Origin of the sequence: Massilia sp. BHUDP2, from assembly GCF_046236355.1 — a bacterium.
In the GTDB taxonomy this organism is placed as follows: Bacteria; Pseudomonadota; Gammaproteobacteria; order Burkholderiales; family Burkholderiaceae_D; genus Telluria; species Telluria varians.
This window is the reverse complement of the sequence record NZ_JBJUVW010000001.1, coordinates 1,185,183-1,207,409: the sequence shown is the minus strand read 5'-3', so window position 1 is coordinate 1,207,409 and position 22,227 is coordinate 1,185,183. Positions and strand designations below refer to the sequence as shown.

20 protein-coding genes and 1 pseudogene are annotated in these 22,227 nt (G+C 66.7%); 14 read left to right on the top strand and 7 right to left on the bottom strand.

Annotation, left to right across the window (positions count from 1 at the left end; genetic code table 11):
• Positions 1-4 precede the first annotated feature (4 nt).
• From ACK6C6_RS05325 to ACK6C6_RS05300, 6 genes are all read left to right on the top strand, one after another.
• Positions 5-994, top strand: a complete 990-nt coding sequence (locus ACK6C6_RS05325) for a CoA ester lyase (RefSeq protein ID WP_036206610.1) — start codon at positions 5-7, stop codon at positions 992-994.
• Complete coding sequence (locus ACK6C6_RS05320; protein WP_409266267.1) at positions 994-1,545, top strand: hypothetical protein; 552 nt, start codon at positions 994-996, stop codon at positions 1,543-1,545. Before ACK6C6_RS05325 ends, ACK6C6_RS05320 begins: the two co-directional genes overlap by 1 nt.
• A 75-nt stretch (positions 1,546-1,620) precedes the next feature.
• Positions 1,621-4,329, top strand: a complete 2,709-nt coding sequence (acnA, locus tag ACK6C6_RS05315) for an aconitate hydratase AcnA (protein ID WP_409266266.1) — start codon at positions 1,621-1,623, stop codon at positions 4,327-4,329.
• A 121-nt stretch (positions 4,330-4,450) separates the two neighbouring features.
• Positions 4,451-5,665 carry an ABC transporter substrate-binding protein gene (locus ACK6C6_RS05310; RefSeq protein ID WP_409266265.1) on the top strand — a complete coding sequence of 405 codons (1,215 nt, stop codon included), beginning with the start codon at positions 4,451-4,453 and terminating at the stop codon, positions 5,663-5,665.
• Positions 5,665-7,758 (top strand): ATP-binding protein, encoded by a 2,094-nt coding sequence (locus tag ACK6C6_RS05305; protein ID WP_409266263.1) that lies wholly within the window; start codon positions 5,665-5,667, stop codon positions 7,756-7,758. The genes ACK6C6_RS05310 and ACK6C6_RS05305 overlap by 1 nt, the downstream gene beginning before the upstream one ends.
• A 129-nt stretch (positions 7,759-7,887) precedes the next feature.
• On the top strand, positions 7,888-8,034 hold the full coding sequence (locus tag ACK6C6_RS05300) for a lmo0937 family membrane protein (RefSeq protein ID WP_152570815.1): 147 nt from the start codon (positions 7,888-7,890) through the stop codon (positions 8,032-8,034).
• 53 nt (positions 8,035-8,087) lie between these two features.
• Here ACK6C6_RS05300 and ACK6C6_RS05295 read toward each other — a convergent pair whose 3' ends face one another.
• Positions 8,088-8,771, bottom strand: coding sequence for a Fe2+-dependent dioxygenase (locus ACK6C6_RS05295; protein WP_409266261.1), 684 nt, complete (start codon positions 8,769-8,771; stop codon positions 8,088-8,090).
• Between the two features lie 90 nt (positions 8,772-8,861).
• A complete protein-coding gene (locus ACK6C6_RS05290) occupies positions 8,862-11,204 on the bottom strand; it encodes a TonB-dependent receptor (RefSeq protein WP_409266259.1) in 2,343 nt (780 codons plus the stop codon).
• Between the two features lie 214 nt (positions 11,205-11,418).
• On the opposite strand from ACK6C6_RS05290, the gene ACK6C6_RS05285 reads away from it, so the two are divergent.
• Both ACK6C6_RS05285 and ACK6C6_RS05280 read left to right on the top strand, forming a co-directional pair.
• Entirely contained in the window at positions 11,419-12,672 is a 1,254-nt protein-coding gene (locus tag ACK6C6_RS05285; RefSeq protein WP_409266258.1) for a DUF2863 family protein, read from the top strand.
• 106 nt (positions 12,673-12,778) lie between these two features.
• Positions 12,779-13,498 carry a prolyl oligopeptidase family serine peptidase gene (locus ACK6C6_RS05280; RefSeq protein WP_209589034.1) on the top strand — a complete coding sequence of 240 codons (720 nt, stop codon included), beginning with the start codon at positions 12,779-12,781 and terminating at the stop codon, positions 13,496-13,498.
• A 45-nt stretch (positions 13,499-13,543) separates the two neighbouring features.
• Here the strand turns inward: ACK6C6_RS05280 and ACK6C6_RS05275 are convergent, their stop codons facing one another.
• The 5 genes from ACK6C6_RS05275 to ACK6C6_RS05255 all read right to left on the bottom strand — a co-directional run bounded on the left by ACK6C6_RS05275 (position 13,544) and on the right by ACK6C6_RS05255 (position 17,302).
• The gene (locus tag ACK6C6_RS05275; protein ID WP_409266255.1) at positions 13,544-14,707 is read right to left on the bottom strand and encodes a serine hydrolase domain-containing protein; all 1,164 of its coding nucleotides are present in this window, start codon (positions 14,705-14,707) and stop codon (positions 13,544-13,546) included.
• Positions 14,704-15,177 (bottom strand): CYTH domain-containing protein, encoded by a 474-nt coding sequence (locus ACK6C6_RS05270; RefSeq protein WP_409266254.1) that lies wholly within the window; start codon positions 15,175-15,177, stop codon positions 14,704-14,706. Before ACK6C6_RS05270 ends, ACK6C6_RS05275 begins: the two co-directional genes overlap by 4 nt.
• Positions 15,178-15,186: 9 nt before the next feature.
• The gene (locus tag ACK6C6_RS05265; RefSeq protein WP_409266253.1) at positions 15,187-16,308 is read right to left on the bottom strand and encodes a M14-type cytosolic carboxypeptidase; all 1,122 of its coding nucleotides are present in this window, start codon (positions 16,306-16,308) and stop codon (positions 15,187-15,189) included.
• 139 nt (positions 16,309-16,447) lie between these two features.
• Entirely contained in the window at positions 16,448-16,813 is a 366-nt protein-coding gene (locus tag ACK6C6_RS05260) for a hypothetical protein (RefSeq protein ID WP_051996052.1), read from the bottom strand.
• Between the two features lie 177 nt (positions 16,814-16,990).
• Positions 16,991-17,302 carry a KGG domain-containing protein gene (locus ACK6C6_RS05255; protein ID WP_036206582.1) on the bottom strand — a complete coding sequence of 104 codons (312 nt, stop codon included), beginning with the start codon at positions 17,300-17,302 and terminating at the stop codon, positions 16,991-16,993.
• Between the two features lie 329 nt (positions 17,303-17,631).
• Between ACK6C6_RS05255 and ACK6C6_RS05250 the strand changes: the two genes are divergently transcribed.
• The 6 genes and pseudogenes from ACK6C6_RS05250 (at position 17,632) to ACK6C6_RS05225 (ending at position 22,220) form a co-directional block, all read left to right on the top strand.
• Entirely contained in the window at positions 17,632-18,324 is a 693-nt protein-coding gene (locus ACK6C6_RS05250) for a hypothetical protein (RefSeq protein WP_409266252.1), read from the top strand.
• Positions 18,321-18,638 (top strand): hypothetical protein, encoded by a 318-nt coding sequence (locus ACK6C6_RS05245; protein WP_209589029.1) that lies wholly within the window; start codon positions 18,321-18,323, stop codon positions 18,636-18,638. The genes ACK6C6_RS05250 and ACK6C6_RS05245 overlap by 4 nt, the downstream gene beginning before the upstream one ends.
• Positions 18,639-18,816: 178 nt before the next feature.
• Positions 18,817-19,062 (top strand): annotated as a pseudogene (locus tag ACK6C6_RS05240) (glycosyltransferase); the annotation flags it as partial.
• Positions 19,063-19,157: 95 nt separating this feature from the next.
• Positions 19,158-19,835, top strand: coding sequence for a glycosyltransferase family 2 protein (locus ACK6C6_RS05235; RefSeq protein ID WP_409266251.1), 678 nt, complete (start codon positions 19,158-19,160; stop codon positions 19,833-19,835).
• A gap of 7 nt (positions 19,836-19,842) precedes the next feature.
• Positions 19,843-20,814 (top strand): glycosyltransferase family 4 protein, encoded by a 972-nt coding sequence (locus tag ACK6C6_RS05230; RefSeq protein WP_409266250.1) that lies wholly within the window; start codon positions 19,843-19,845, stop codon positions 20,812-20,814.
• Complete coding sequence (locus tag ACK6C6_RS05225) at positions 20,811-22,220, top strand: glycosyltransferase (protein WP_409266249.1); 1,410 nt, start codon at positions 20,811-20,813, stop codon at positions 22,218-22,220. The genes ACK6C6_RS05230 and ACK6C6_RS05225 overlap by 4 nt, the downstream gene beginning before the upstream one ends.
• Positions 22,221-22,227: the final 7 nt, after the last annotated feature.

The window sequence follows — 22,227 nt, the reverse complement described above, 5'->3', positions numbered from 1 at the left end:
TACCATGCATCCTTCCGAGGTTTTATTCCAGGGCAAACGCCAGCCGCTCCTCCTCCCCGCCTGCGATCACTACGCCGGCTCGGAGAAGCTGATGCGCAAATCGATGGCCCTGCAACAAGAGCTTGGGCCGGTCTTCGACATCACCTTCGACTGCGAGGATGGCGCCGTCGCGGGTAGCGAAGCGGCGCACGCCACGCTGGTGGCGAGCCTCGTCAACAGCAGCGACAACCGTTTCAACCGCATCGGCGTGCGCCTGCACGACACCGGCAGCGCGCACTTCGCCAACGACGTCGCCACCATCGTCGGCAGCGCGGCCGAGCGCCTCGCCTACGTGGTGCTGCCCAAGGTCGAAAGCGCCGACGAGGTGATCCGCGCCATCGACCTGATCAACGAACATGCCGTCAAGGCCGGCCGCAACGATCTTCCCGTGCACGTGCTGATCGAGACCCATTGCGCCCTGCGCGAAGCCTACGACATCGCCGCCCTGCCCCAGGTCGAGTGCCTGTCCTTCGGCATCATGGATTTCGTCTCGGCCCACTACGGCGCCGTGCCGGCCAGCGCCATGCGCACGCCCGGCCAGTTCACGCACCCGCTGGTGGTGCGCGCCAAACTGGAGATGGTGGCGGCCTGCCATGCGCACGGCAAGGTGGCCTCGCACAATGTCACCACCGACATCAAGGACAGCGCGGTGGTCGCCAACGACGCCCAGCGCGCCGGTGCCGAATTTGGTTTCACCCGGATGTGGAGCATCCATCCGGACCAGATCAAGCCGATCCTGAAGGCCTTCACCCCGCGCCTGTCGGAAGTGAACGAAGCCACCAATATCTTGACCGAGGCCATGGCGGCGCAATGGGGGCCGATCGCGCAACACGGCCGCTTGCACGACCGCGCGAGCTACCGATATTATTGGACCGTGTTGCAGCGCGCAAAACTGGCTGGCCTGGCGCTGCCGGAAGCCGCTGCGGCAATCGTCAACCTCACGGATTCCAACTAATGGCCACCCTCCTCTCCCGCATCCTTGCCGCCGGCGCATTCGCGTTCGCGGCCGCCGTCATCTGCACCAGCGCAGCCGCCGCCCCCGAAAAACACCCGAAGGCCGAAAAGGTCGTAAAGGCCAAGGCGAAGGCCAAGCCGGCGTCGAAGGCTAAAAAAGCCGCGGTCGCTGCTGGAGCAGCCGGCGCTGCCGCCGCCGTCGCCGCCCCGGCCTATGGCGCCGATGTCATCGACGAACCGGACATCACCGACACGGTCGTCACCGACTATGCTTGCGAACTCGGCAACAAGATCACGATCTACACGAACGCGACGGACAATGCGCACATCGCCCTGCGCTGGAAGAAGCGTCTGCACCGCCTGAGCCGCGTGGGCACCACCACCGGCGCCCAGCGCTTCGAGAACCCGCACTGGGGCCTGATCTGGATCGGCATCCCGGCCAAGGGCATGCTGCTGGATTCGAAGCTGAACCGCCAGCTGGCCAACGAATGCAAGAACGCCGAGCAGGCGGCGCCGGTGGTCGCGGCGCTGCCTGCCGAAAAGAATGGCTGATCCGCGGCTGAACCCCGTCGGATCACCTGTATAGCAGTACCGGAATAACAACATATCCCCACTGAAGGAGAGATTATGTCTCGCAACACCCTGAACACGCTGAAGGAATTCCCGGTCGGCGCCGGCCAGAACGGCCAGTACTACTCGCTGCCGGCACTGGGCGAAGCCCTCGGTGTGAACCTGTCGCGCCTGCCGGTGTCGATCCGTATCGTCCTCGAGTCCGTCCTGCGTAACTGCGACGGCAAGAAGGTCACCGAAGAGCACATCAAGCAGCTGGCCAACTGGGGCCCGACCGCCGAGCGCACCGAAGAGATCCCCTTCGTCGTGGCCCGCGTCGTGCTGCAGGACTTCACCGGCGTGCCGCTGCTGGCCGACCTGGCCGCGATGCGCAACGTCGCCGCCAAGACCGGCGCCGATCCGAAGAAGATCGAGCCGCTGGTGCCGGTCGACCTGGTGGTCGACCACTCGGTCACCATCGACCACTTCCGTGAGCCGGGCGCGCTGGACCTGAACATGAAGCTGGAATTCCAGCGCAACAACGAGCGCTACCAGTTCATGAAGTGGGGCATGCAGGCCTTCGACACCTTCGGCGTCGTGCCGCCGGGCTTCGGCATCGTCCACCAGGTCAACCTGGAATACCTGGCGCGTGGCGTCATGAAGCAAGGCGACGTGTTCTATCCGGACACCCTGGTGGGCACCGACTCGCACACCACCATGATCAACGGCGTCGGCGTGGTCGGCTGGGGCGTGGGCGGCATCGAAGCCGAGGCAGGCATGCTGGGCCAGCCGGTCTACTTCCTGACCCCGGACGTCATCGGCGTCAACCTGACCGGCAAGCTGCGCGAAGGCTGCACCGCGACCGACCTGGTGCTGACCATCACCGAACTGCTGCGTAAAGAAAAAGTCGTCGGCAAGTTCGTCGAGTTCTTCGGCGCCGGCACCCGCTCGCTGTCGACCACCGACCGCGCCACCATCGCCAACATGGCCCCGGAATACGGCGCGACCATGGGCTTCTTCCCGGTGGACGAAGCGACCGTCGACTACTTCCGCGGCACCGGCCGTACCGAAGAAGAACTGGCCGCATTCGAAGGCTACTTCAAGGCCCAGGGCATGTTCGGCATCCCGCAAGCCGGCGAGATCGACTACACCCGCGTGCTGGAACTGGACCTTTCGACCGTCACCCCGTCGCTGGCCGGCCCGAAGCGCCCGCAAGACCGTATCGAACTGGGTCACGTGAAGAACACCTTCACCGAACTGTTCAGCAAGCCGACCACCCAGAACGGCTTCAACAAGTCGCCGGACGAGCTGGGCAAGGTCTACGAGACCACCAACGGCGTGCGCGTGAAGAACGGCGACGTCCTGATCGCCGCGATCACCTCGTGCACCAACACCTCGAACCCGAGCGTGCTGCTGGCTGCCGGCCTGCTGGCCAAGAAGGCGGTCGAGCGCGGCCTGACCGTGGCGCCGCACATCAAGTCCTCGCTGGCTCCTGGCTCGCGCGTGGTCACCGAGTACCTGACCGCCGCCGGCCTGCTGCCTTACCTGGACAAGCTGGGCTTCGGCGTGACCGCCTACGGCTGCACCACCTGCATCGGTAACGCCGGTGACCTGACCCCGGAACTGAACGCCGCGATCGTCGAGAACGATATCGTCGCCTCGGCCGTCCTGTCGGGCAACCGCAACTTCGAAGCACGTATCCACCCGAACATCCGCTCGAACTTCCTGGCATCGCCGCCGCTGGTCGTCGCCTACGCGATCGCCGGCAACATGACCAAGGACCTGATGAGCGAGCCGCTGGGCAAGGACCAGAACGGCGTCGACGTCTACCTGGGCGACGTGTGGCCGACTTCGCAGGAAGTGGGCGAACTGATGCGCTTTGCGATGAACTCGGACGTCTTCCGCAAGAACTACGCCGACGTGAAGGGCAACCCGGGCGAACTGTGGCAGCGCGTGTCGTCGACCGAAGGCCAGGTTTACAACTGGCCCGAGTCGACCTACATCGCCGAGCCGCCGTTCTTCAGCGACTTCGAGATGACCCCGAAGGCAGCCGCCACCGGCATCCAGGGCGCGCGCGCACTGGGCGTGTTCGGCGACTCGATCACCACCGACCACATCTCCCCAGCCGGCTCGATCAAGGAAGACGGCCCGGCAGGCAAGTGGCTGAAGGACCATGGCGTCCTGAAGGCGGACTTCAACTCCTACGGCTCGCGCCGCGGCAACCACGAGATCATGATGCGCGGCACCTTCGCCAACGTGCGTATCAAGAACAAGATGATCCCGCCGAAGGCGGACGGTTCGGCGGTCGAAGGCGGCATCACCATCCACCAGCCGTCGGGCGAACAGCTGTCGATCTACGACGCGGCGATGAAGTACATCGCCGAAGGCACCCCGACCATGATCTTCGGCGGCGAAGAGTACGGCACCGGCTCGTCGCGCGACTGGGCAGCCAAGGGCACCCAGCTGCTGGGCGTGAAGGCCGTGATCTGCCGCTCGTTCGAGCGTATCCACCGCTCGAACCTGGTGGGCATGGGCGTGCTGCCGCTGCAGTTCATCGGCAACGACAGCGTCGAAAGCCTGGGCATCACCGGCAAGGAAACCTACGACCTGAAGGGCCTGGAAGGCGAGATCAAGCCGCAACAACTGGCCACCCTGGTGATCCACCGCGAAGGCGGCGAATCGCAGGAAGTGCAAGTGCTGCTGCGTATCGACACCCCGATCGAAGTCGACTACTACAAGCATGGCGGCATCCTGCCGTTCGTGCTGCGCCAGCTGCTGGCTGCGTAATTGACGGGCCCGCGCCAGCGGGCTGCTGACAAAAAAGGCCGGAGCCCGCACGGGTTCCGGCCTTTTGTCCGTCAAAAGCGGTTCACGTTTACAATGCTGAACCGAATTTTTTCGCTTCAATATGCCGAACCCCATCGTTTTTCTCTCGAGCAAGGCTTTCCCCGGCAAGATCGCCACTGTCGCCCTCTTCGTCTTGAGCTTCCTCTGCGCGAGCGCGGGCGCGCAGCCGCAGCCGGTGCGTGTCGGCCTCGATGCCGAATTCGGGCTGGACAACAGCACCTCGGCCCAGGCCGTCGAGCTGGGCATGCGCACCGCCATTGCCGAGATCAACCGCGCCGGCGGCGTATTGAAAGGCAGGCCGATCGAGCTGGTCACCAAGGATCACCGCTCGATCCCGGCGCGCGGCATCCGCAATATCGAGGAATTCGCCCGCATGCCCGACCTGGTCGCCGTGTTCGGCGGCCGCTTCAGTCCCGTCATCATCGAAGAATTGCCGACCCTGAAAGCGACCAAGACCCTGTTCATGGCGACATGGTCCTCGGCCGACGGAATCATCGACAACGGCATGAAGCCGAATTACGTGTACCGCCTGTCGCTGCGCGACAGCCTGGCCATGCCCAAGCTGCTGCAGACGGCCCACAAGCGCGGCTTGCGCAAGGTCGGGCTGCTGCTGACCAACACCTCCTGGGGACGGAGCAACCTGGCCGCCGCCGAAAAGTTTGCCGAAGCAAACAAGGACATCGCGATCGTGCAGACCGCCTGGTACAACTGGCGCGACCAGACCCTGGTGGCCAAGTACAACGCCCTGCGCAGCGCCGGCGCCCAGGTGGTCGTGCTAGTCGCCAACGACGACGAGGCGGCCGTGCTGGTGCGCGAAGTGGCCGCGCTGCCCAAGTCCGAGCGCGTGCCGATCCTGAGCCACTGGGGCGTCACCGGGGGCGAGTTCGTGCGGCAGGCCGGCCCTGCCCTGAACCTCGTGGACTTTTCCGTTATCCAGACTTTTTCCTTCTTCAAGGCCGACCCGAAGCAGCTCGAGCGCTTCATGCACAACGCTGCCATCGTGTCGAAGGTGCGCAGGATCGAGGACATCCAGGGGCCGGTGGGCGTGGCCCACGCCTACGACCTGATGCACATCCTGGCCAAGGCGATCGACCAGGCCGGAAGCACCGACAGGAAGGCCGTGCGCGATGCCCTGGAAAAGCTGCGCCCCTATCGCGGCCTGGTGAAGAACTACGCCCCGGCTTTCACCCCGACCCGCCATGAGGCGCTGGGCGCGCGCGAACTCCTGATCGCGCGCTACCGTGCGGACGGCGTGATCGTGCCGACCGACGACTGATGATGGCGCTGTGGTCGACGTCCCGCACTGCGAGCCTGACGCAGCGTTTTGCCTTCGCCTCCGCGATCCTGGCCGGCGTGGCCGTGCTGATGGTGGCGGCAGCCTCGTTCTGGCTGGTCAATCGCCAGCATGATGCCGCGGTCGCGCTGCTGCAGCAGCGCGAGGCGGCGTTCAACGCCAGAAGCGTCGGCAATACCCTCAGGACCCTGGTCACGCGCATGGGCGAAGTGGCGGACAGCCCGATCCTGGCGACCGGCCTGGTCGACAGCGCGGGCAAGGAAACCTACCTGGCGCCCTTCCTCGGCGGCCTGCGCCAGATCGCGGGCATCCCGGTCCAGGTCATGTTCACCGATTTCAAAGGCAAGATGGTGGCCGGCAATGGCCTCGAGCGCTTCGACCAGGAGCAACTGGCCTGGCTGCGCGACCGCATCGACCGCGGCGTGGACCAGGCGGCCATCTTCGTGCAGCCGCAAGGCGCGGAGCTGGTCGGCGTCAGCCTGCTGCGCTACTCGCGCACCAATACCCCCGAGGGCGCCCTGGTCTACAAGGTCAGGATGCAGGACCTGCACCCGAACCCGTCGTCGGCCTTGACCTGGAAGGGCCTGGCCGCGGCGGCGCCGGCGGAGCACATCCTGGAGGTGCCGGTGACGGTGCCGGACCAGCTTGCGCACCTGGGGCTGAAGCTGCGCGTGGACGCCTCCGGGCTCGACGACATTCTGGAGGAGTCCTCGTCCCAGTACGGCCTGATCGGCGGCATCGCCGCGCTGATCGCCCTCGGGGTGTTCCTGCTGGGCTCGCGCCTGTCCCTCGGCCTGACCCAGGACTTGCGCAAGCTCGAGCGCTTCGCCGGCAGGTTCGGCGAAGAAGGCATCACCGAGCACCGCGCCGAACTGGCCGGCAGCAGCGAAACGGTCACCCTGGCGCGCTCGATCAACCAGATGCTCGACCGCCTCCACGAACAGCAGGAGCACCTGCAGCAGGAGCACCGGCGCAAGGACGAATTCCTGGCCATGCTGGCGCACGAACTGCGCAATCCGCTCGCGCCGATCAGCAGCGCCGCCCAGCTCCTGCGCATGCTGTTCGCTAACGAACCCCGGGTCAGGCAGGCGAGCGAAGTCATCTCCCGCCAGGTGACCCACATGACCCACCTGGTCGACGACCTGCTGGACGTGTCGCGCGTCACGCGCGGCTTGGCCACGATCGACAAGGCCGTGGTGGAGCTCGGCGACGTGCTGCGCGAAGCGGTCGAGCAGGTCACACCGGTGATCAACGCCCGCGGGCACCGCCTGACGCTGGACGGTTCACCCGACCCGCTGCTGGTCAGCGGCGACCGCACCCGCCTGATCCAGGTCGCTGCCAACCTGCTCAGCAATGCCGCCAAATACACGCCCGAGGGCGGCCAGCTGCGCGTCGCGCTGCACCGGCACGAGGGGAGCGCGGTCCTCGAGGTGCAGGACAACGGGATCGGCATCGGGCCGGAGCTGCTGCCGGTCGTGTTCGACCTGTTCACCCAGGGGCAGCGCACGCCCGACCGTGCGCAGGGCGGGCTTGGCCTCGGCCTGGCGCTGGTGAAGAAGCTGGTCGAGCTGCACGGCGGCGCGGTCGAGGCCCGCAGCGGCGGCGCCGACCAGGGCAGCACCTTCATCGTTCGCCTGCCGCTGCTGCCGGCCGCTCAAGGCACCGCCAGCGCGACCGCCACCGCGATTGCAGCAGGCTCGGCCACCGGGCAGTCCCGCCGCATCCTGGTCGTGGACGACAACGTCGACGCCGCCAACACCCTCGCCCTGCTGCTCCAGAGCGCCGGGCACGTGGTCACGACCGAGCATTCGGCGCAGGCCGGGCTGGCGGCGGCCGGGCGCGAGGACTTCGACGTCATCCTGCTCGATATCGGCTTGCCGGACATGAGCGGGCACGAGCTGGCCCAGACCCTGCGGCAGCAGGCGCGCAGCGCCGGCGCATTGCTTGTCGCCGTCAGTGGCTACGGCCAGGAACAGGATCGCCGCATGTCGCTGCAGGCCGGCTTCGCTGCCCCCCTGGTCAAGCCTGTCGTGGCGGAAGAACTGCTCGCGACCATCGCAGGCCGGCACGCTTGAGAAGAAATTTATTGAAGTAAGCGTTCTGTTCGTCCACGCACCGAGAGAACAGGCGAGCAGGAGGATGATGGCTTATCGGGAAAGCAGACAGCACGCAGGTCTGCCCCCTCATTCCAAGCGGAGGCCAACATGCTCTATACCATTGCAATCATCCTTCTCGTTCTGTGGGTGCTCGGCATGGTTACTTCGGTAGCCGGCGGACTGGTTCACCTTCTTCTCGTCGCCGCCGCCGTCATCATCCTGATTCGCCTGTTCACCGGCAGAAAAGTACTTTGACGAGTGACATCCTGAGATGATCAAGCCGGAATCCTCATGGATTCCGGCTATCCCTACATCTCCGCCCACATCCGGAGCAGGTTGTGATAGTGCCCCGTGATGCCGACGACGGCCTCGGTCTCGCCATGCGCCGCCCGCAGCTTCTGGATGTTGGTGTCCAGTTCGAACAGCATGGCCCGCTTCGCGTCGTCGCGCACCATGCTCTGGGTCCAGAGGAAGGACGCCACCCGCTCCCCGTGCGTCACCGGCAGCACCTGGTGCACGCTCCCTGACGGATACACGATGGCGTCGCCCGCCGGCAGCTTCACTTCATGCGTGCCGTAGGCATCGACCACCACCAGCTCGCCGCCCTCGTAATCGTCCGGGTCGCTCAGGAACACCGTGGTCGACACGTCCGCGCGCAGCGGCGGCAAGCCGCCGCGCTGGGGCCGGATCGCCCCGTCCACGTGCAGTCCGTAGTGCTCTCCCCCGCCGTAGGCGTTGAAGTAAGGCGCCAGGATCCGCAAGGGCAGCACGCTTGAAAAGAACAGCGGATTGTTCATGAGCGCCTGGCTCACCAGCTGCCCCAGCTCCACCGCCAAGGGCGAGCCTTCCTTGAGCTGGCGGTTGCGCTTGACCTGGGCGCCCTGCGAGCCGACGCTTTCCCGTCCGTCCACCCATTCCGGCGCCCCGTGCAAGCGGGCGCGGATGGCGGCGACCTGTTCGCGCTGGAGCACGCCCGGGATGTGGAGCATCATGGTTCGAATCCTCGTCAAAAGAAAAAAGCCCTCCCGATCATATCAGGAGGGCGAAGTCCGGTTGCCCGGCGGGGGTGGTGTTGCCCGGTATCAGAACTTGAGGTTGGCCGTCAGGGTGGCCGAGCGGCCCGGGCCCACGCCGGCGTAGTGCGGCGACGAGACGCGGTCGAAGTACAGCTTGTCCGTCAGGTTCTGGATGTTCAGCTGGAAGGACACGTTCGGGCTCAAGACGTAGGTCGCCATCGCGTCGAAGCGGGTATAGCTCGGCGAATACTTGGTGTTGTTCACGTTGGCGAACTGGCGGTCCACGAAGTTGGCGCCGCCGCCGATCGTCAGGGCGCGGCTCACCGCATAGGTGGTCCACAGCGAGGCGCTGTGCTTCGGCGTGGTCGGGAAGGCGTTGCCGTTGAAGGGCGACGGCGTCCAGACCGGGTTCGCAGTCGTGCCGGTGTTGGCGAAGCCGTTGTCGGCGACGATACCGTCCAGGTAGGTGTAGCCGCCGAACACGGTCCAGGCGTTGGTGATGCGGCCCGACAGGCCGAACTCGACGCCCTTCATCTCCTTGCGACCCACGTTCTGGCTGGTGCCGTCCGGTGCGGTGACGCGGGCATTGTCCATGTCGTTCTTGAACACCGCGGCGCTGACCGACAGGCGTCCGCCCGGCAGCACTTCCCACTTGGTGCCCAGCTCGATGCTGCGGCTGGTCTGCGGCTGCAGGTTCTGGACCGCCACGCTCAGGGCATCGAGGCCGTCGCCGCCGTCATTGCCCGGCGGGGTGGCCGAGGTCGCCCACGACACGTAGACGCTGCCGTTCGCCTTCGGCTTGTACACCAGGCCGGCCTGGTAGGTATCGAAGCTCGATTCGACGCGGGCACGGGTGGCCGCGCCGCCCGCGGTGGCCGGCGAGGTATAGAGGGAGCTCGAGAAGTCGTCCCAGCGCGCGCCCAGGTTCAGCAGCCACTGCGGGCTGAACTCGATGGTGTCGAAGCCGTACACGGCGCGGGTGCGGGTGACGACGTCGGTCCTGGCCGGCGACACGCTGCGGGTGTAGAGCCACGGGTCATAGGGGTTCGGGTTGACCAGGGTGGTGCAGTTGTACAGGGTGGCGGCGCCCGCGGTCGGACAGGTCGAGGTATTGGTCAGCGGGTTGTTGGTGCCCGGGGTGAACACATAGGTGCCGCGGTCGGTGTTCTCGCGCGAGAACTCGACGCCGACGTTGAAGCTGTGCTTGATGCCGGCGGTCTGCAGGCTGCCGGTCAGGCTGGTCGCATTGGCCAGGGTGCGGGTGTCGACCAGGCGGGTGTTGGCGCGGCGCCAGACGGTCCCGTAGCGGACGGTGTTGCCCTTCGAGTCGTCCGGCTGGGTGTAGACGTAGTCCTGGCCGGTCTTGCCCCAGCGGGTGACGTTGCGGATGGCCAGGTTCGGGCTGAATTCGTGGCGCAGGTCGACGGTGGCGACGTCGGTCTCGGTGTCGCGGAAATCGCGGTTCTTGAGGCCGTAGAAGGCTTCGCGGTCCACCGTGAACGGGGTGCCGCCGCCGTTCTTGGCGACGTCCGGGCCGCTGCTGACCGGGTTGTTGAACGGGATGCCGGTATCCTGGATCTCGCTGCTCTGCATGTGGTAGTAGCTCAGGATCGCGCGGGTCGGGCCATTCAGGCCGAAGGTGACGGTGGGCGCGATGCCCCAGCGCTCGCCGCCCACGACGTCGCGGCCGGCGACGTCGTTATTGTGGACCATGGCGTTCAGGCGGAAACCGGTGTTCTCGCCGATCACGCGGTTGATGTCGGCGGTGGCGCGGCCGTACTTGTCGCTGCCCAGGCCCACAGTGGCGTTGCTGAAGTTGCTGTCCTTGGCGGTCTTGGTGACGATGTTGATGCCGCCGCCGGCCGAGGAACGCCCGCCCAGCGCCGAGTTCGGGCCCTTGACCACTTCGACCTGCTCGATCGCGAAGATCTCGCGCGACTGCGAGCCGGAATCGCGCACGCCGTCGATATAGGTGTCGGTCTGGGCGTTGTAGCCGCGGATGAACAGGTTGTCGCCCACCGGGTTGCCACCTTCGGAAGCGCCGATGGTGATGCCCGGGACGGTGCGCAGCGCGTCGGTAAGCGACACGGCGCCGGTCTGCGAAATGGTTTCCGAGGTCACGACGGTGACCGACTTCGGGGTGTCGAGCAGCGGCGCGGTGAACTTGTCCGAGCTGGATTTTACCGGGCCCTGCACGGCGCGGTCGTGGCCGCCGGTCACCAGGACCTTCGGCAGGGTGGCGTCCGCCGCCAGTTCCGGGGCAGCCTCCGGGCTGGCGTGCACGGCCAGCGGCATGGCCAGCGTGGCGAGCACGGCGAGTGCCGGAGCCGACATGACGGGAGCGGAAGGACGGGAGTGTTTCTTGCTCTTGATGAAGGTGTTGCTTGCCTGCGAAGTGATCGTGGTCATGTTATTTTTTGGTCAAGGAAGGCACCAGGCCTTAAAGCAAACGTTAATGAGAACGATTCGCATTATCCTTTCCATTTGAGATTTTTGCAAGCAGTGCGTTTCCTTTCCCCGACAGGCCTTGTGTTCATGGCATGTGGCCGAATCAACTACAATACCGGAGATATGGGTTTATCATGACCTTGACCATTATTTGAAAAGAGAGACCCCTAGCGCCATGCGTCGTCCTTCCAAAGATTCAACCCCTAAACTCTCCGCCGAAAGCCAGCGTCTCGTCAGCATTGCGCAAGCCATCATGCAGGCCGCCAGCCGCGTTGAAGAACGGACCTGGGAGCACCAACTGGACACGCAACTGCAGAAGCTGCTCAAGACCAACCACCAGGAAAGCATCGATGCCGCGCTGAACGCCCTGTTCAAGGACGATCTCGCCTCCTACGACGTGCTGATGGATGCGGTCGAGGCCGTGAGCGAATCGGCCAGCATGGTCGAGCAGCAGGACGGCGGCGACGTCACCTGGCAGGCCCTGCTGGTGGCCGCGCCGGTGCTCGCCTGGACCCGCTTCAACATCGCCTCGGGCAATATCCCGGCCGAGATGCTGAGCACGCTGCAGGCGCACTTCTCGGCCCACCTGCTGGCCGAAGGCACCCGCATCGCGATGGCGCCCACGCTGTACTCGATCGACCAGCTGCCGCGTACCCATGCCGAGACCTATGCGCTGACGCACAAGCTGGCGGCCGCGGCGCACAAGGGCGGCACGGTCAAGCCGGCCGCGCGCGTGGAAGAAACCGCGCCCTTCCTGGCCGACACCCGCTACCTGCTGGTGGCGATCGTCGCACCGCAGGGCGCGCCGATGTTCCGCTGGCAGGAGCCGCAACACCACATCGGTTTCGCCGAGGAGCGCAACCGCGCGCTGGAACAATGGCGTGCCCAGGGCACGGCCAACATCGCGCGCCTGCTGCCGGGCTGCGGCGTCGAGCTGCTGCTGCCGGAAGCCTATTACGTGGCCTGCCGCGAAGCCGACAAGCTGATCCGCCCGATCTCGATCCGCGCCGCCGTCCACTACCTGACCCATACGCTGGGCGTGGAGCCTTCGGACCTGCGCGCCGTGGTCGCCGGCTTCGGCGAGGAGTCGGCCGACATCCAGATCGACGAATACCGCGTTTCCTTCACCATGCGCCAGGACAGCGACGTCATGTACGGCATCGTCTGGCCGCTGTACGGCCAGGAGGACGAGAACGGTACCCCGATGGAAGGCCCGTTCGCCACCGGCCCTGCCCCGCTGACCCCGATCAACGAGATCGTGGCCCACCTGAACGAGGCCGGCATCGCCCACATCAAGCGCATCAACGAGCGCTACCCCGCCGAATACTGCGACGACTGCGGCGGCCCGCTGTTCGCCGACCCGACGGGCGAACTGGTGCATGCCGAGATGCCGGAAGATACGCCGCCGGGGAGCGAGCACTTCCACTAAGCCGGTTCATGTGCTTTCATGGGGGCGGCGCGGCCGCCCCCATGCTGCTCCGTCATGCTAGAGTCTCAGCATTCTGCTGAACAATAACCATACGGAGACTTCCTCGATGCCGCGCCCCGCCGTCCGCCTCGCCCTCGCCACCCTCGCCCTCTGCACCGCCAGCCTCGCCCTCGCCGCCCCGGCGAAATCCCCGCAGCAAGCGCGCAGCACCAGCATCAAGTCCACATTCAACTACCTCAGCTTCCTGCCGAAGTCGTATTCGAGCAAAGGCGACAAAGTCCCGCTGATCGTCTTCCTGCACGGTTCCGGAGAACGCGGTAACGACCTGAACAAGGTAAAAGCCTGGGGCCCGCCGGCCATCGTCGAGAAGGACCCGGACTTCCCCTTCATGGTCGTCTCGCCGCAGGTGGCGGAAGGCGAATGGTGGGATTCCTACCGTCTGAAGTCGATGCTCGACGACGTCCTCAAGCGCTACAACGTCGACCCCAAGCGGGTCTACCTGACCGGTATCAGCATGGGCGGCTACGGCGCCTGGGATTTTGCCTCGCGCTATCCGGACTACTTCGCCGCGGTCGCTCCGATCTGCGGCGGCGGCATACCGCGCCTGGCCGGGCGGCTGAAGGACATTCCGGTCTGGGCCTTCCATGGGCTGAAGGACGACGCGGTGCCGGAGCAGGAATCGGCGCGCATGGTGGAGGCGCTCAAGGCCCAGGGCGGCAACGTGAAGTACACGGTGCTGCCGGAAGCCGGCCACATCGAGGCATGGGTGCATGCCTACGGCGAGGCCGGGCTGTTCGAGTGGTTCGCGCAGCAGCGCCGGCCGTGATGGCGGCAAGGCCGGCCGGCCTGCGGGCGCAGGCCGGCGAAGGGATCAGCGCGGCAGGCTGGCGATGACCTTGCTGGCGAAGTCGGCCGGGTTGCCGGCGTGCCAGCGCCACACGATCACCAGGTCGTGGTCGGGCGACACGACGATGGTATTGCTGCCCGCGCCCAGTGCGGCATAGGCATTCGCCGGCAGGCCCGGCAGGTTCTTGCCCTTGGTGTTCAGCCACCACAGGTAGCCGTAATCCGGACCATGCGCGCTTGGCGTGAGCGCTTCCTTCACGTAGGACGCCGGCAGCACCTGCTTGCCCTGCCACTCGCCGCCGCGCAGCCACAGGTAGCCGAAGCGCGCCATGTCCCAGGAATTGATCCACATGCCGCCGCCCCAGCGCGTACCGCCGCTGACGGAAGCTACTTGCTTGCCGTTCAGTTCGACATAGCTGTTATGGTAGGGCACCCACTTCCAGCTGTTGGAGGCGCCGATCGGGTCCATTACCTGCTGCTTGAACACCTGCGGCACCGACCCGTCGAACACGCGCAGCAGCGACAAGGCGAAGCGGTTGATGCGCACGTCGTTGTACTCGTAGAAGCTGCCCGGGGCCTGCAGCGCGCGCGGCTTGCGCTCGCCGGCGCCGAAGGCATCCTTGCCGACGAAGTCGGCGTTCTTGCCCCACAGGCTGCCCTCCCACTCGGTTTCCTGCTGCAGGTGCTGCTTCCAGGTGACTTGCGCATTGCGGCTCGAGGCATAGCCGCCGTCGACCACGCGCTTGCCCACGGGTTCGTCGACCGCGATGCGGCCGTCGCGCACGGCCACGCCGGCAACCGTTGCCAGCATGCTCTTGGCCACCGAATAGGTCGGGTCCACAAAATTGGTGTCGCCGAACTCGGCCACCACATAGCCTTTGTAGATCACCAGCCCGTTGGTGCGGGCGCGCTCGGTCGGCATCGAGCCCAGGCGCGTCCCGAAGGTGGCTTCCTGGTCCGAGAAATCCACCGCGCGGGTGGTCTCGCGCGACTGCGCGAACTGCACCGCGGCGGCCAGGGCCTTGGCGTCGATGCCGAGCTCGGCGGGCGACTTGCGGGCCCACTCGCCGGCGGGCGGGAAATAGCTTGCGCTTGCGGAGTTTGTTGCTGTTGCGGCGCAAGCGGCGAGCGCCGGCAGCAGCGCGGCGAGGCCCAAGGCGAGCACGCCGCGACGTGAAACACGAATCATGGATGAGTCCACTGTGAATAGGGGAAACGGATCAGGCTGGAGTTGTAGTAGCGCTTGTCGCCGCTGACCTCCTGGCCGATCCAGTCGGGCCTGGCGAACACGGTGTCCTCGGACGGCAGCTCGATCTCGGCCACCACCAGGCCGGCGTTCTCGCCCAGGAATTCGTCGACTTCCCAGGTGAAGCCGGCGTGCTCGATGCGGCGCCGGTATTTTTCGACCAGCGGGCGCTCGCACAGGGTGTCGAGCAGCTCCTGCGCCTCGGGCAGAGGAATCGGATACTCCCACTCGCCGCGGCGCACGCCGCTGCCCTTGGTCTTGATGGTGAGCCTGCCTTCCTCGCCCTCGATGCGCACGCGCACCGTGCGCTCCGGGTCGGAGCACAGGTAGCCCTGGCGCAGCAGCACGGGCTCCCCGAGCTGGCGCCAGGCATCGCCGCTGAGCAGGAACTTGCGTTCGATCTCGACGCCCATGGCCTGCCTTCAGTCCAGCGTCTGCAGGATCGGCGTCAGGATCGCCGCGCCCAGCGCCGCGCTGCGCGCGCCGTTCCAGCCGGTGTGCGGGTCGGGCAGGTTGGCGTTGTCCTTGAAAGGCATTTCCAGGGTCAGCGACAGGCACTTGAAGGTGTGGCCGATGTACTTCGAGGCCAGGGTCAGCAGTTCTTCGTTGTACTTGCTGGCCGCGTAGCCGTAGACGTTCTGGAAGTCCGGGCTGGCCGCCATGTAGCGCTGGATGAAGGCGTTCTGCTCGTCCAGGCGCTCCGGGGTGAAGTCGGCCAGCATCTCGCTGCCCGCCACGAAGTTGTACGGCAGCGCTTCGTCACCGTGGATGTCGAAGAACATGTCGACGCCCGTTTCGTGGATCTTGTTCTTCACGCACAGCACTTCCGGGCTGCGCTCCAGCGAAGGCGTCATCCATTCGCGGTTGAGGTTGGCGCCGGCCGCATTGGTGCGCAGGTTGCCGCGCACCGAGCCGTCCGGGTTCATGTTCGGCACGATGTAGAACACGGCGCGCTGCAGCAGTTTACGCGACACCGGGTTGGCGTTGTCCAGCAGCGCATCCATCATGCCTTCCACGAACCACTCGGCCATGGTCTCGCCCGGATGCTGGCGCGCGATCACCCAGATCTTCTTTTCCGCCTGCGGGTTGCCGATCACGACCAGGTTCATGTCGCGGCCGTCGATCGTGGTGCCGATGTCATGCACGCGTGCGATCGGGTTCTCCGCCACTTCGCCCAGCAGGCGCAGGTGGCGCTCCCAGGTGTAGGGCTCGAAGTAGGCGTAGTAGATGCTGTCGAGTTCCGGCGTGTGGTTGATCGTCATCACCTGGCCGTCGAAACTGGTCGGCACGCGGAACCAGTTCTCGGTGTCGTAGCTGGCGGCGACCTGGTAGTCCTCGAAGCCCTTCGGGTAGGTGGCCTGGCCGGCGTTCAGGAAGCGGATGGCGCAGGCCTGGCCGCGCGCGCCCTGCAGGCGGAAGTGGAACCACTGGTGGATGTCGGCGTGCGAATCCGCGCGCAGGTTCAGGTCGATTGCCTTGGGGCCGTCGGCGCGCACGACCTCGATGGCGCCGGAGTCGAAGGCCTGGCTGATTTTGATGGGCATGGCGAATCCTCTTTGTCCGTTCAGGAGAAGCGCATCATACTGCAGGGATGCGTGCAGCGATGCGCCACGTGAGGCGAGCGGACGGGGCCCGGCGCTGCCGTGCCCTGCCCGGCTGCGCCGGTGGTCTACCGTAGCGCGATTACTGCGCGTCGAGGTCGATCAGGTCCTTGCTGTACATCAGCATGATCTGACGCATCAGTTCGACGTTGCTGCGGTCCAGCACCACGGTCAGGTCTTCCTTGGCGTTCGACGCGAAGTTCATGCGCAGCGTGCCGGGCAATTCCTTGCACTGCACGAACTCGGCGCGCGGGGTGTAGGGATGGTCCCAGTCCTGCTGGCTCACCGGCGCGCAAGGGGGAGGCGGCACCAGGTTCGGGTCACGATTGACCGGCAGGTGCTTGAGCAGCCAGAACACGATGGTTGCCGGCACATAGAGCTGGACGTCGCTGGCGCCCTTGCAGGCAAACTTGACCAGCAACAGGTTGCCGACGCGATCGCAGGACATGGCCATGCTCTTGACTTGACGAATTACCGCAGGTTTCACGACGATATTCCTAGGGAAAAGGTTGAAAAAGGCGCAGCGATTCTACCGCATCCCATTGCCGTGTCACAAACAAAACGGGGAGCTCGCGCTCCCCGTATCTGTTCTACCACTGGCTCCCGCCTGGCGGGAGCCGTGACATCACTCTTTCGACCCGCGGCCGCCGCCCTGCGAGTTGCGGCCGCCTTTTGCGGACGCTGCACGCGACGGGCCACCCGAGCCGGCATTGGCCGACTGACGGTTGCCGTGGCTCATGCTACCGGCACGGCGGGCTTCTTCCGAGGTGAACTCGTGGGCCGTACCCTTGGCGTGGGCGGCCTTGCCGCCCTGACTGGCGATCTCGCGCTGGCGGGCCGGATCCATCGAAGCGAAACCGCGGTTGCGGGTGCCGCTGCTCTGGCTGTTGCCGCCCTGATTGCTGCCTTGCTTGTTACCTTGATTGCTTGAGGCCATGATGATCTTCTCCCTTGTACGCTTTATGAACCGCCGCGTCCTGCGGCAGGCTGTTGCCGGGCAAACTCGAAGCCCGATGAGTGACCGGCGAAATCATCTTAGGTAGCACTGATGAATGCTGGTATAGGACGCTTTCAGATGACTTTGTAGGAATTCACGCGACAGAAAATGCATTAATGAAAATGTACTTCCAGTAGTCAACAAGCCCTTCAGTATCCGTCCTACACAGCCCCCCTACCCCTTCCTATACTGTATTGGCGTGAACGCGCGCATCATGGCGCTACAAGACGGCGTACGTGCGCCGCAGCGACACAGCGAAAGGAGTCGATATGGACGCGAACCAACGTAGCGAGGTCAATAACCAGACCAATAACGGCGCGAACGAAAAATGGACACCCGGCGCCAAGGGCAATACCACCGACGGCCCCTTGGACCATACCTATCCGCAGGGTCCGGGCCAGCAGGGGACCATTCGCGGCGAGAACGAAATGCATCCTGACCAGGACCCATCGCACATGGACCGGCAGGAAGTGGCCGCCGAAGACGGCGGCCGCGCCGACTACGAGACCACCCTGCCCGGTGCCGTCCCGAACGACCTGCCGGGCGGCTCGATGCAGAGCCAGCAGACCGGCGGCTCGGGCCCGCAGCAAGGCATCACCGACAGCCACCAGCGTCAAATGGAACAGCGATCTGGCGCCTGGGGCCTGCTGGAGCAGCCGGTCGGCCACCGCGACAAGCATTCCGGCACCGACCTGCGCGCCCACCCGGCCAACCAGCAGGGCCACAGCCAGGATGTGCATGCGATGAATCCCCACGATCCGGCCCAGCCTAGCGCGGCCCGGCCCGAACTGCAGGGCGGCTCGCTCGGACGCCACCACGGCGTCGCGCCCGGAACCTACCAGTCCCAGGGCACGACCGCCGAAGTCGGCTACGGCAACCGGCAAAGCGCGGCGGGCAAGGTCGAAGGCACCGGCATGGCGGTCGGGCCGCATCCCGTGAACCAGCAAAGGAGCAAGGAATGAACCAGCAAAACGACCAGAACCGGCAATCGAGCACCGACCGCAACGGTTCGCAGACCGGACCGGCGGGCAGCGAAGGCAAGGCCGAGCCGCACAAGTCGAACGACGTGAGCGGCGGCCTGCCGCGCAGCCCAGGCAACAGCGGCCCGCGCACCGAGGACGAGAGCTGGAAGCCGGGCCAGAGCGTGAAGGCGGAAAAGAACCCGGTGCACGAGTCGAACGACGTCGCCGGCGGGCTGCCAAAAAGCCCGGCCGGTGCGAACCGCCTGGCGGGCGACCGCAAGATGGACGACGACACCGGTTTTTCGCGCCAGTAAGCTGCCATCGGGGGGCGGCCCTGCCGCCCCTTCCCTCCGCTGGCCCCATCCGGGCCGAACATTGATGCACCTCCAAGCCGCAAGATCCTGACGGAACCCGTCCGTTCCCGCTCGACTCCAACCGCACTCAACACGTCTCGTTGTCCGCCGAATTTATTGGGCAGCGGTGGCGGTGCACATGCAACGAGAATACGCGGAGAGAATCATGACGGAAGACGCAACGCTCGCGGTTTCGGTGGTGGTGCCCGCCTGTGGCCGCACGGACCTGCTCGACCGCTGCCTGGACGCGCTGATGCGCCAGCAGTTCGATCCGCACCAGGTCGAAATCATCGTCGTCGACGATGAGCCCAACCACAACACCCTGCACCTGGTCGCCGGATGGCGCACCCGCACGCTCGAGCGCGGCCCGCGCCTGTCCTACGTCGCCAACCCGGGGCCGGTCGGGCCCGCATCGAGCCGTAACCGCGGCTGGCGCGCCGCGCGCGCGCGCCCATCGTTGCCTTCACGACCGACGACGCGGTGCCGGAACCGGGCTGGCTGGCCGAGGGCCTGGCCGCCTTCCGCGACGACGCCGACGTGGTCTGCGGACGCATCCAGACCCCGGTCCCGGCCCGTCCCACCGAATACCAGCGCAGTGCCCACGGGCACGAGGCCGCCGACTTCACCAGCGCCAGCTGCTTCTTCCGCAAGACCGCGCTCGAGCGGCTCGACGGCTTCGACGAGCGCTTCAGCGTGCCGCGCGGCAGCGATGCGGACATGTATTTCCGTCTGCTGGAACACGGCGTGACCATCGTGCGCGCGCCGCGCGCCCTGGTGGTCCACCCGGTCCGCCCCGCGCCCTGGGGCGCGAGCCTGCTGCAGATCCGCCATGCGGTGTTCGACGCCCTGCTCTACAAGAAGCATCCGGCCCTGTACCGCCAGAAAGTCGAGGCACGCCCGCGCTGGGACCACTACGCGATCGTCGGCGTGCTGCTGCTCGCCCTGGCCGGGCTGCTGGCCGGCCTGCCGCTGCTGGCCGGCCTGGCCTTCGCGGGCTGGCTGCTGCTCACCGGCCGCCTGTGCGCACACCGGCTGCGCGGCGTCGCGCACACGCCGGCGCACGTGGCCGACATCGTCATCACCTCGGCGCTGCTGCCGCCGCTGGCCGTGTTCTGGCGCCTGGCCGGCGCGGTGCGCTACCGCGTCCGTTTCGCCTGAGGCCGCCATGCGCAGACTGAAGGTCCTCACCTGGCACACCCACGGCAGCTACCTGCACTACCTGTCGCACGCGCCGCACGATTTCTACGTCCTGTCCAAGCCGGGCTGCCCGCCCGGCTATGGCGGCCGTTGCGGCAGCATGCCCTGGCGCGACAACGTGCACGACCTCCCGGTCGAGCACGCGCGCCACCACGAATTCGACTGCATCCTGTTCCAGGACGATCACCAGTGGGAGAAAGACCAGTACGAGTACCTGGCGCCGGCACAGCGGGCGCTGCCGCGCATCTACCTCGAACACGATCCGCCGCTGGCCCATCCCACCAACACACGCCATCCGGTCGACGATCCGGGCGTGCTGCTGGTGCACGTCACCCCGTTCAACGCCCTCATGTGGGACAGCGGGCGCACGCCCGTGCGCGTGATCGAGCATGGCGTGCCGGCGCCCCACGAGCTGCACTACAGCGGCGAGCTGGCGCGCGGCCTGGTGGTCACCAACCACCTGGCACGGCGCGGCCGGCGCATGGGGCCCGACCTGTTCCTGCAGGCGCGCCGGACGGTGCCGCTCGACCTGGTCGGCATGGCCGCACAGGAACTCGGCGGGCTCGGTGAAATCGAGCACGCCCAGCTGCCGGCCTTCATGGCGCGCTACCGCTTCCTGTTCAGCCCGATCCGCTATTCGAGCCTTGGCCTGGGCGTCATCGAGGCCATGATGGCCGGGCTCCCGGTGGTCACCTTCGCCACCGCCGAAATGGCCACCGTCATCGAGAACGGCGTGTCCGGCTACACGGCGACCTCGCTGGAACCGCTGCTCGGGCACATGCAGGCCCTGCTCGACGATCCGGGACTGGCCCGCCACCTCGGCGAGGGCGCCCGCCGTACCGCACGCGACCGTTTTTCGATCGGCCGCTTCAGCAGCGACTGGGATGCAGCGCTGCGCCACGTCACCGGCCTGGGCACGGCCCGGCAGGAGCATGTATGAAACTCGATGAAGTCCAGGCCGCGGCGAACGTGGCAGCAATGGCAGCGGCACAGGCGGCGGCCGAGGCGGCGGTGCAGGTGGACGGACACCCGCTCCCCCCGCCCTCCCTGGCCGCGGGCGGCGCCGGCGCACGCCGCATCGCCATCATCAGCGACCACGCGTCGCCGCTGGCCGCACCCGGCAGCGTCGACTGCGGCGGCCAGAACGTCTACGTGGCCCAGCTCGCACGCGAACTGGCGCGCGCCGGGCACCTGGTCGACGTGTTCACGCGCCGCGACGCCCCCGAGCAGCGCCAGGTCGTGCACTGGCTGGAAAACATCCGCGTCATCCACGTGCCGGCCGGGCCGCCGCGCTACGTGCCGAAGGAACAGCTGCTGCCGCACATCGATGCGTTCTCGCGCTACGTCACGCGCTTCGCGCGGCGCCAGCCGGCCGCCTACGACATCGCGCACGCCAACTTCTTCATGTCGGGCATGGTCGCCCAGCACCTGAAGGCGGCGCTCGGACTGCCCTTCGTCATCACCTTCCATGCGCTGGGCAGGGTCCGGCGCCTGGCGCAGGGCACGGCCGACGCCTTCCCGACCGAACGCATGCGCATCGAAGCCGCGCTGATGCGCGCGGCCGACCGCATCATCGCCGAATGCCCGCAAGACCGCTACGACATGGAAAGGCTCTACGGCGCACCGCTCTCGCGCATCGCCATCACGCCATGCGGCTTCGCGCCCGACGAACTGTGGCCGGTGCCGATGCTCGAAGCGCGCGCCCGCCTGGGCCTCGACGAAGGCCGCTTCATCGTGCTCCAGTTAGGGCGCATGGTGCCGCGCAAGGGCGTCGACACCGTCATCCAGGGGGTGGCCATGCTGCGCCGCCGCTACGGGGTCGACGCGCAGCTGCTGGTGGTGGGCGGCGACATCAGCGGCCAGGCCGGCGCCAGCAGTGGCGACGGCCTCGAGCTGGCGCGCCTGCGCAGTGTCGCGGCCGACCTCGGCATCGCGACACACGTGCGCTTCACGGGCCAGCAGCCGCGCGCCGTGCTGCGCGACTACTACAGCGCCGCCAACGTCTTCGCCAGCACGCCCTGGTACGAACCCTTCGGCATCACCCCGGTCGAGGCGATGGCCTGCGCCCGTCCCGTGATCGGCGCCGAGGTGGGCGGCATCAAGAGCACCGTCAACGACAGCGTGACCGGCTTCCTGATCCCCTCGCGCGACCCGGCCGCGCTGGCCGACCGGCTGGCGCGCCTGCACCGCCATCCCGAGCTGGCGCGCGCGATGGGCGAGGCCGGGCGCCGCCGCGCCTGCGAACACTACACCTGGCGCCACGTCGCCACCCAGCTGGCCGCCATCTACGCCGACGTGCTCGATGCCACCCGGCCCGCGGCCGAGGCCGCGGCCTATCCCAACTAAGCCACCC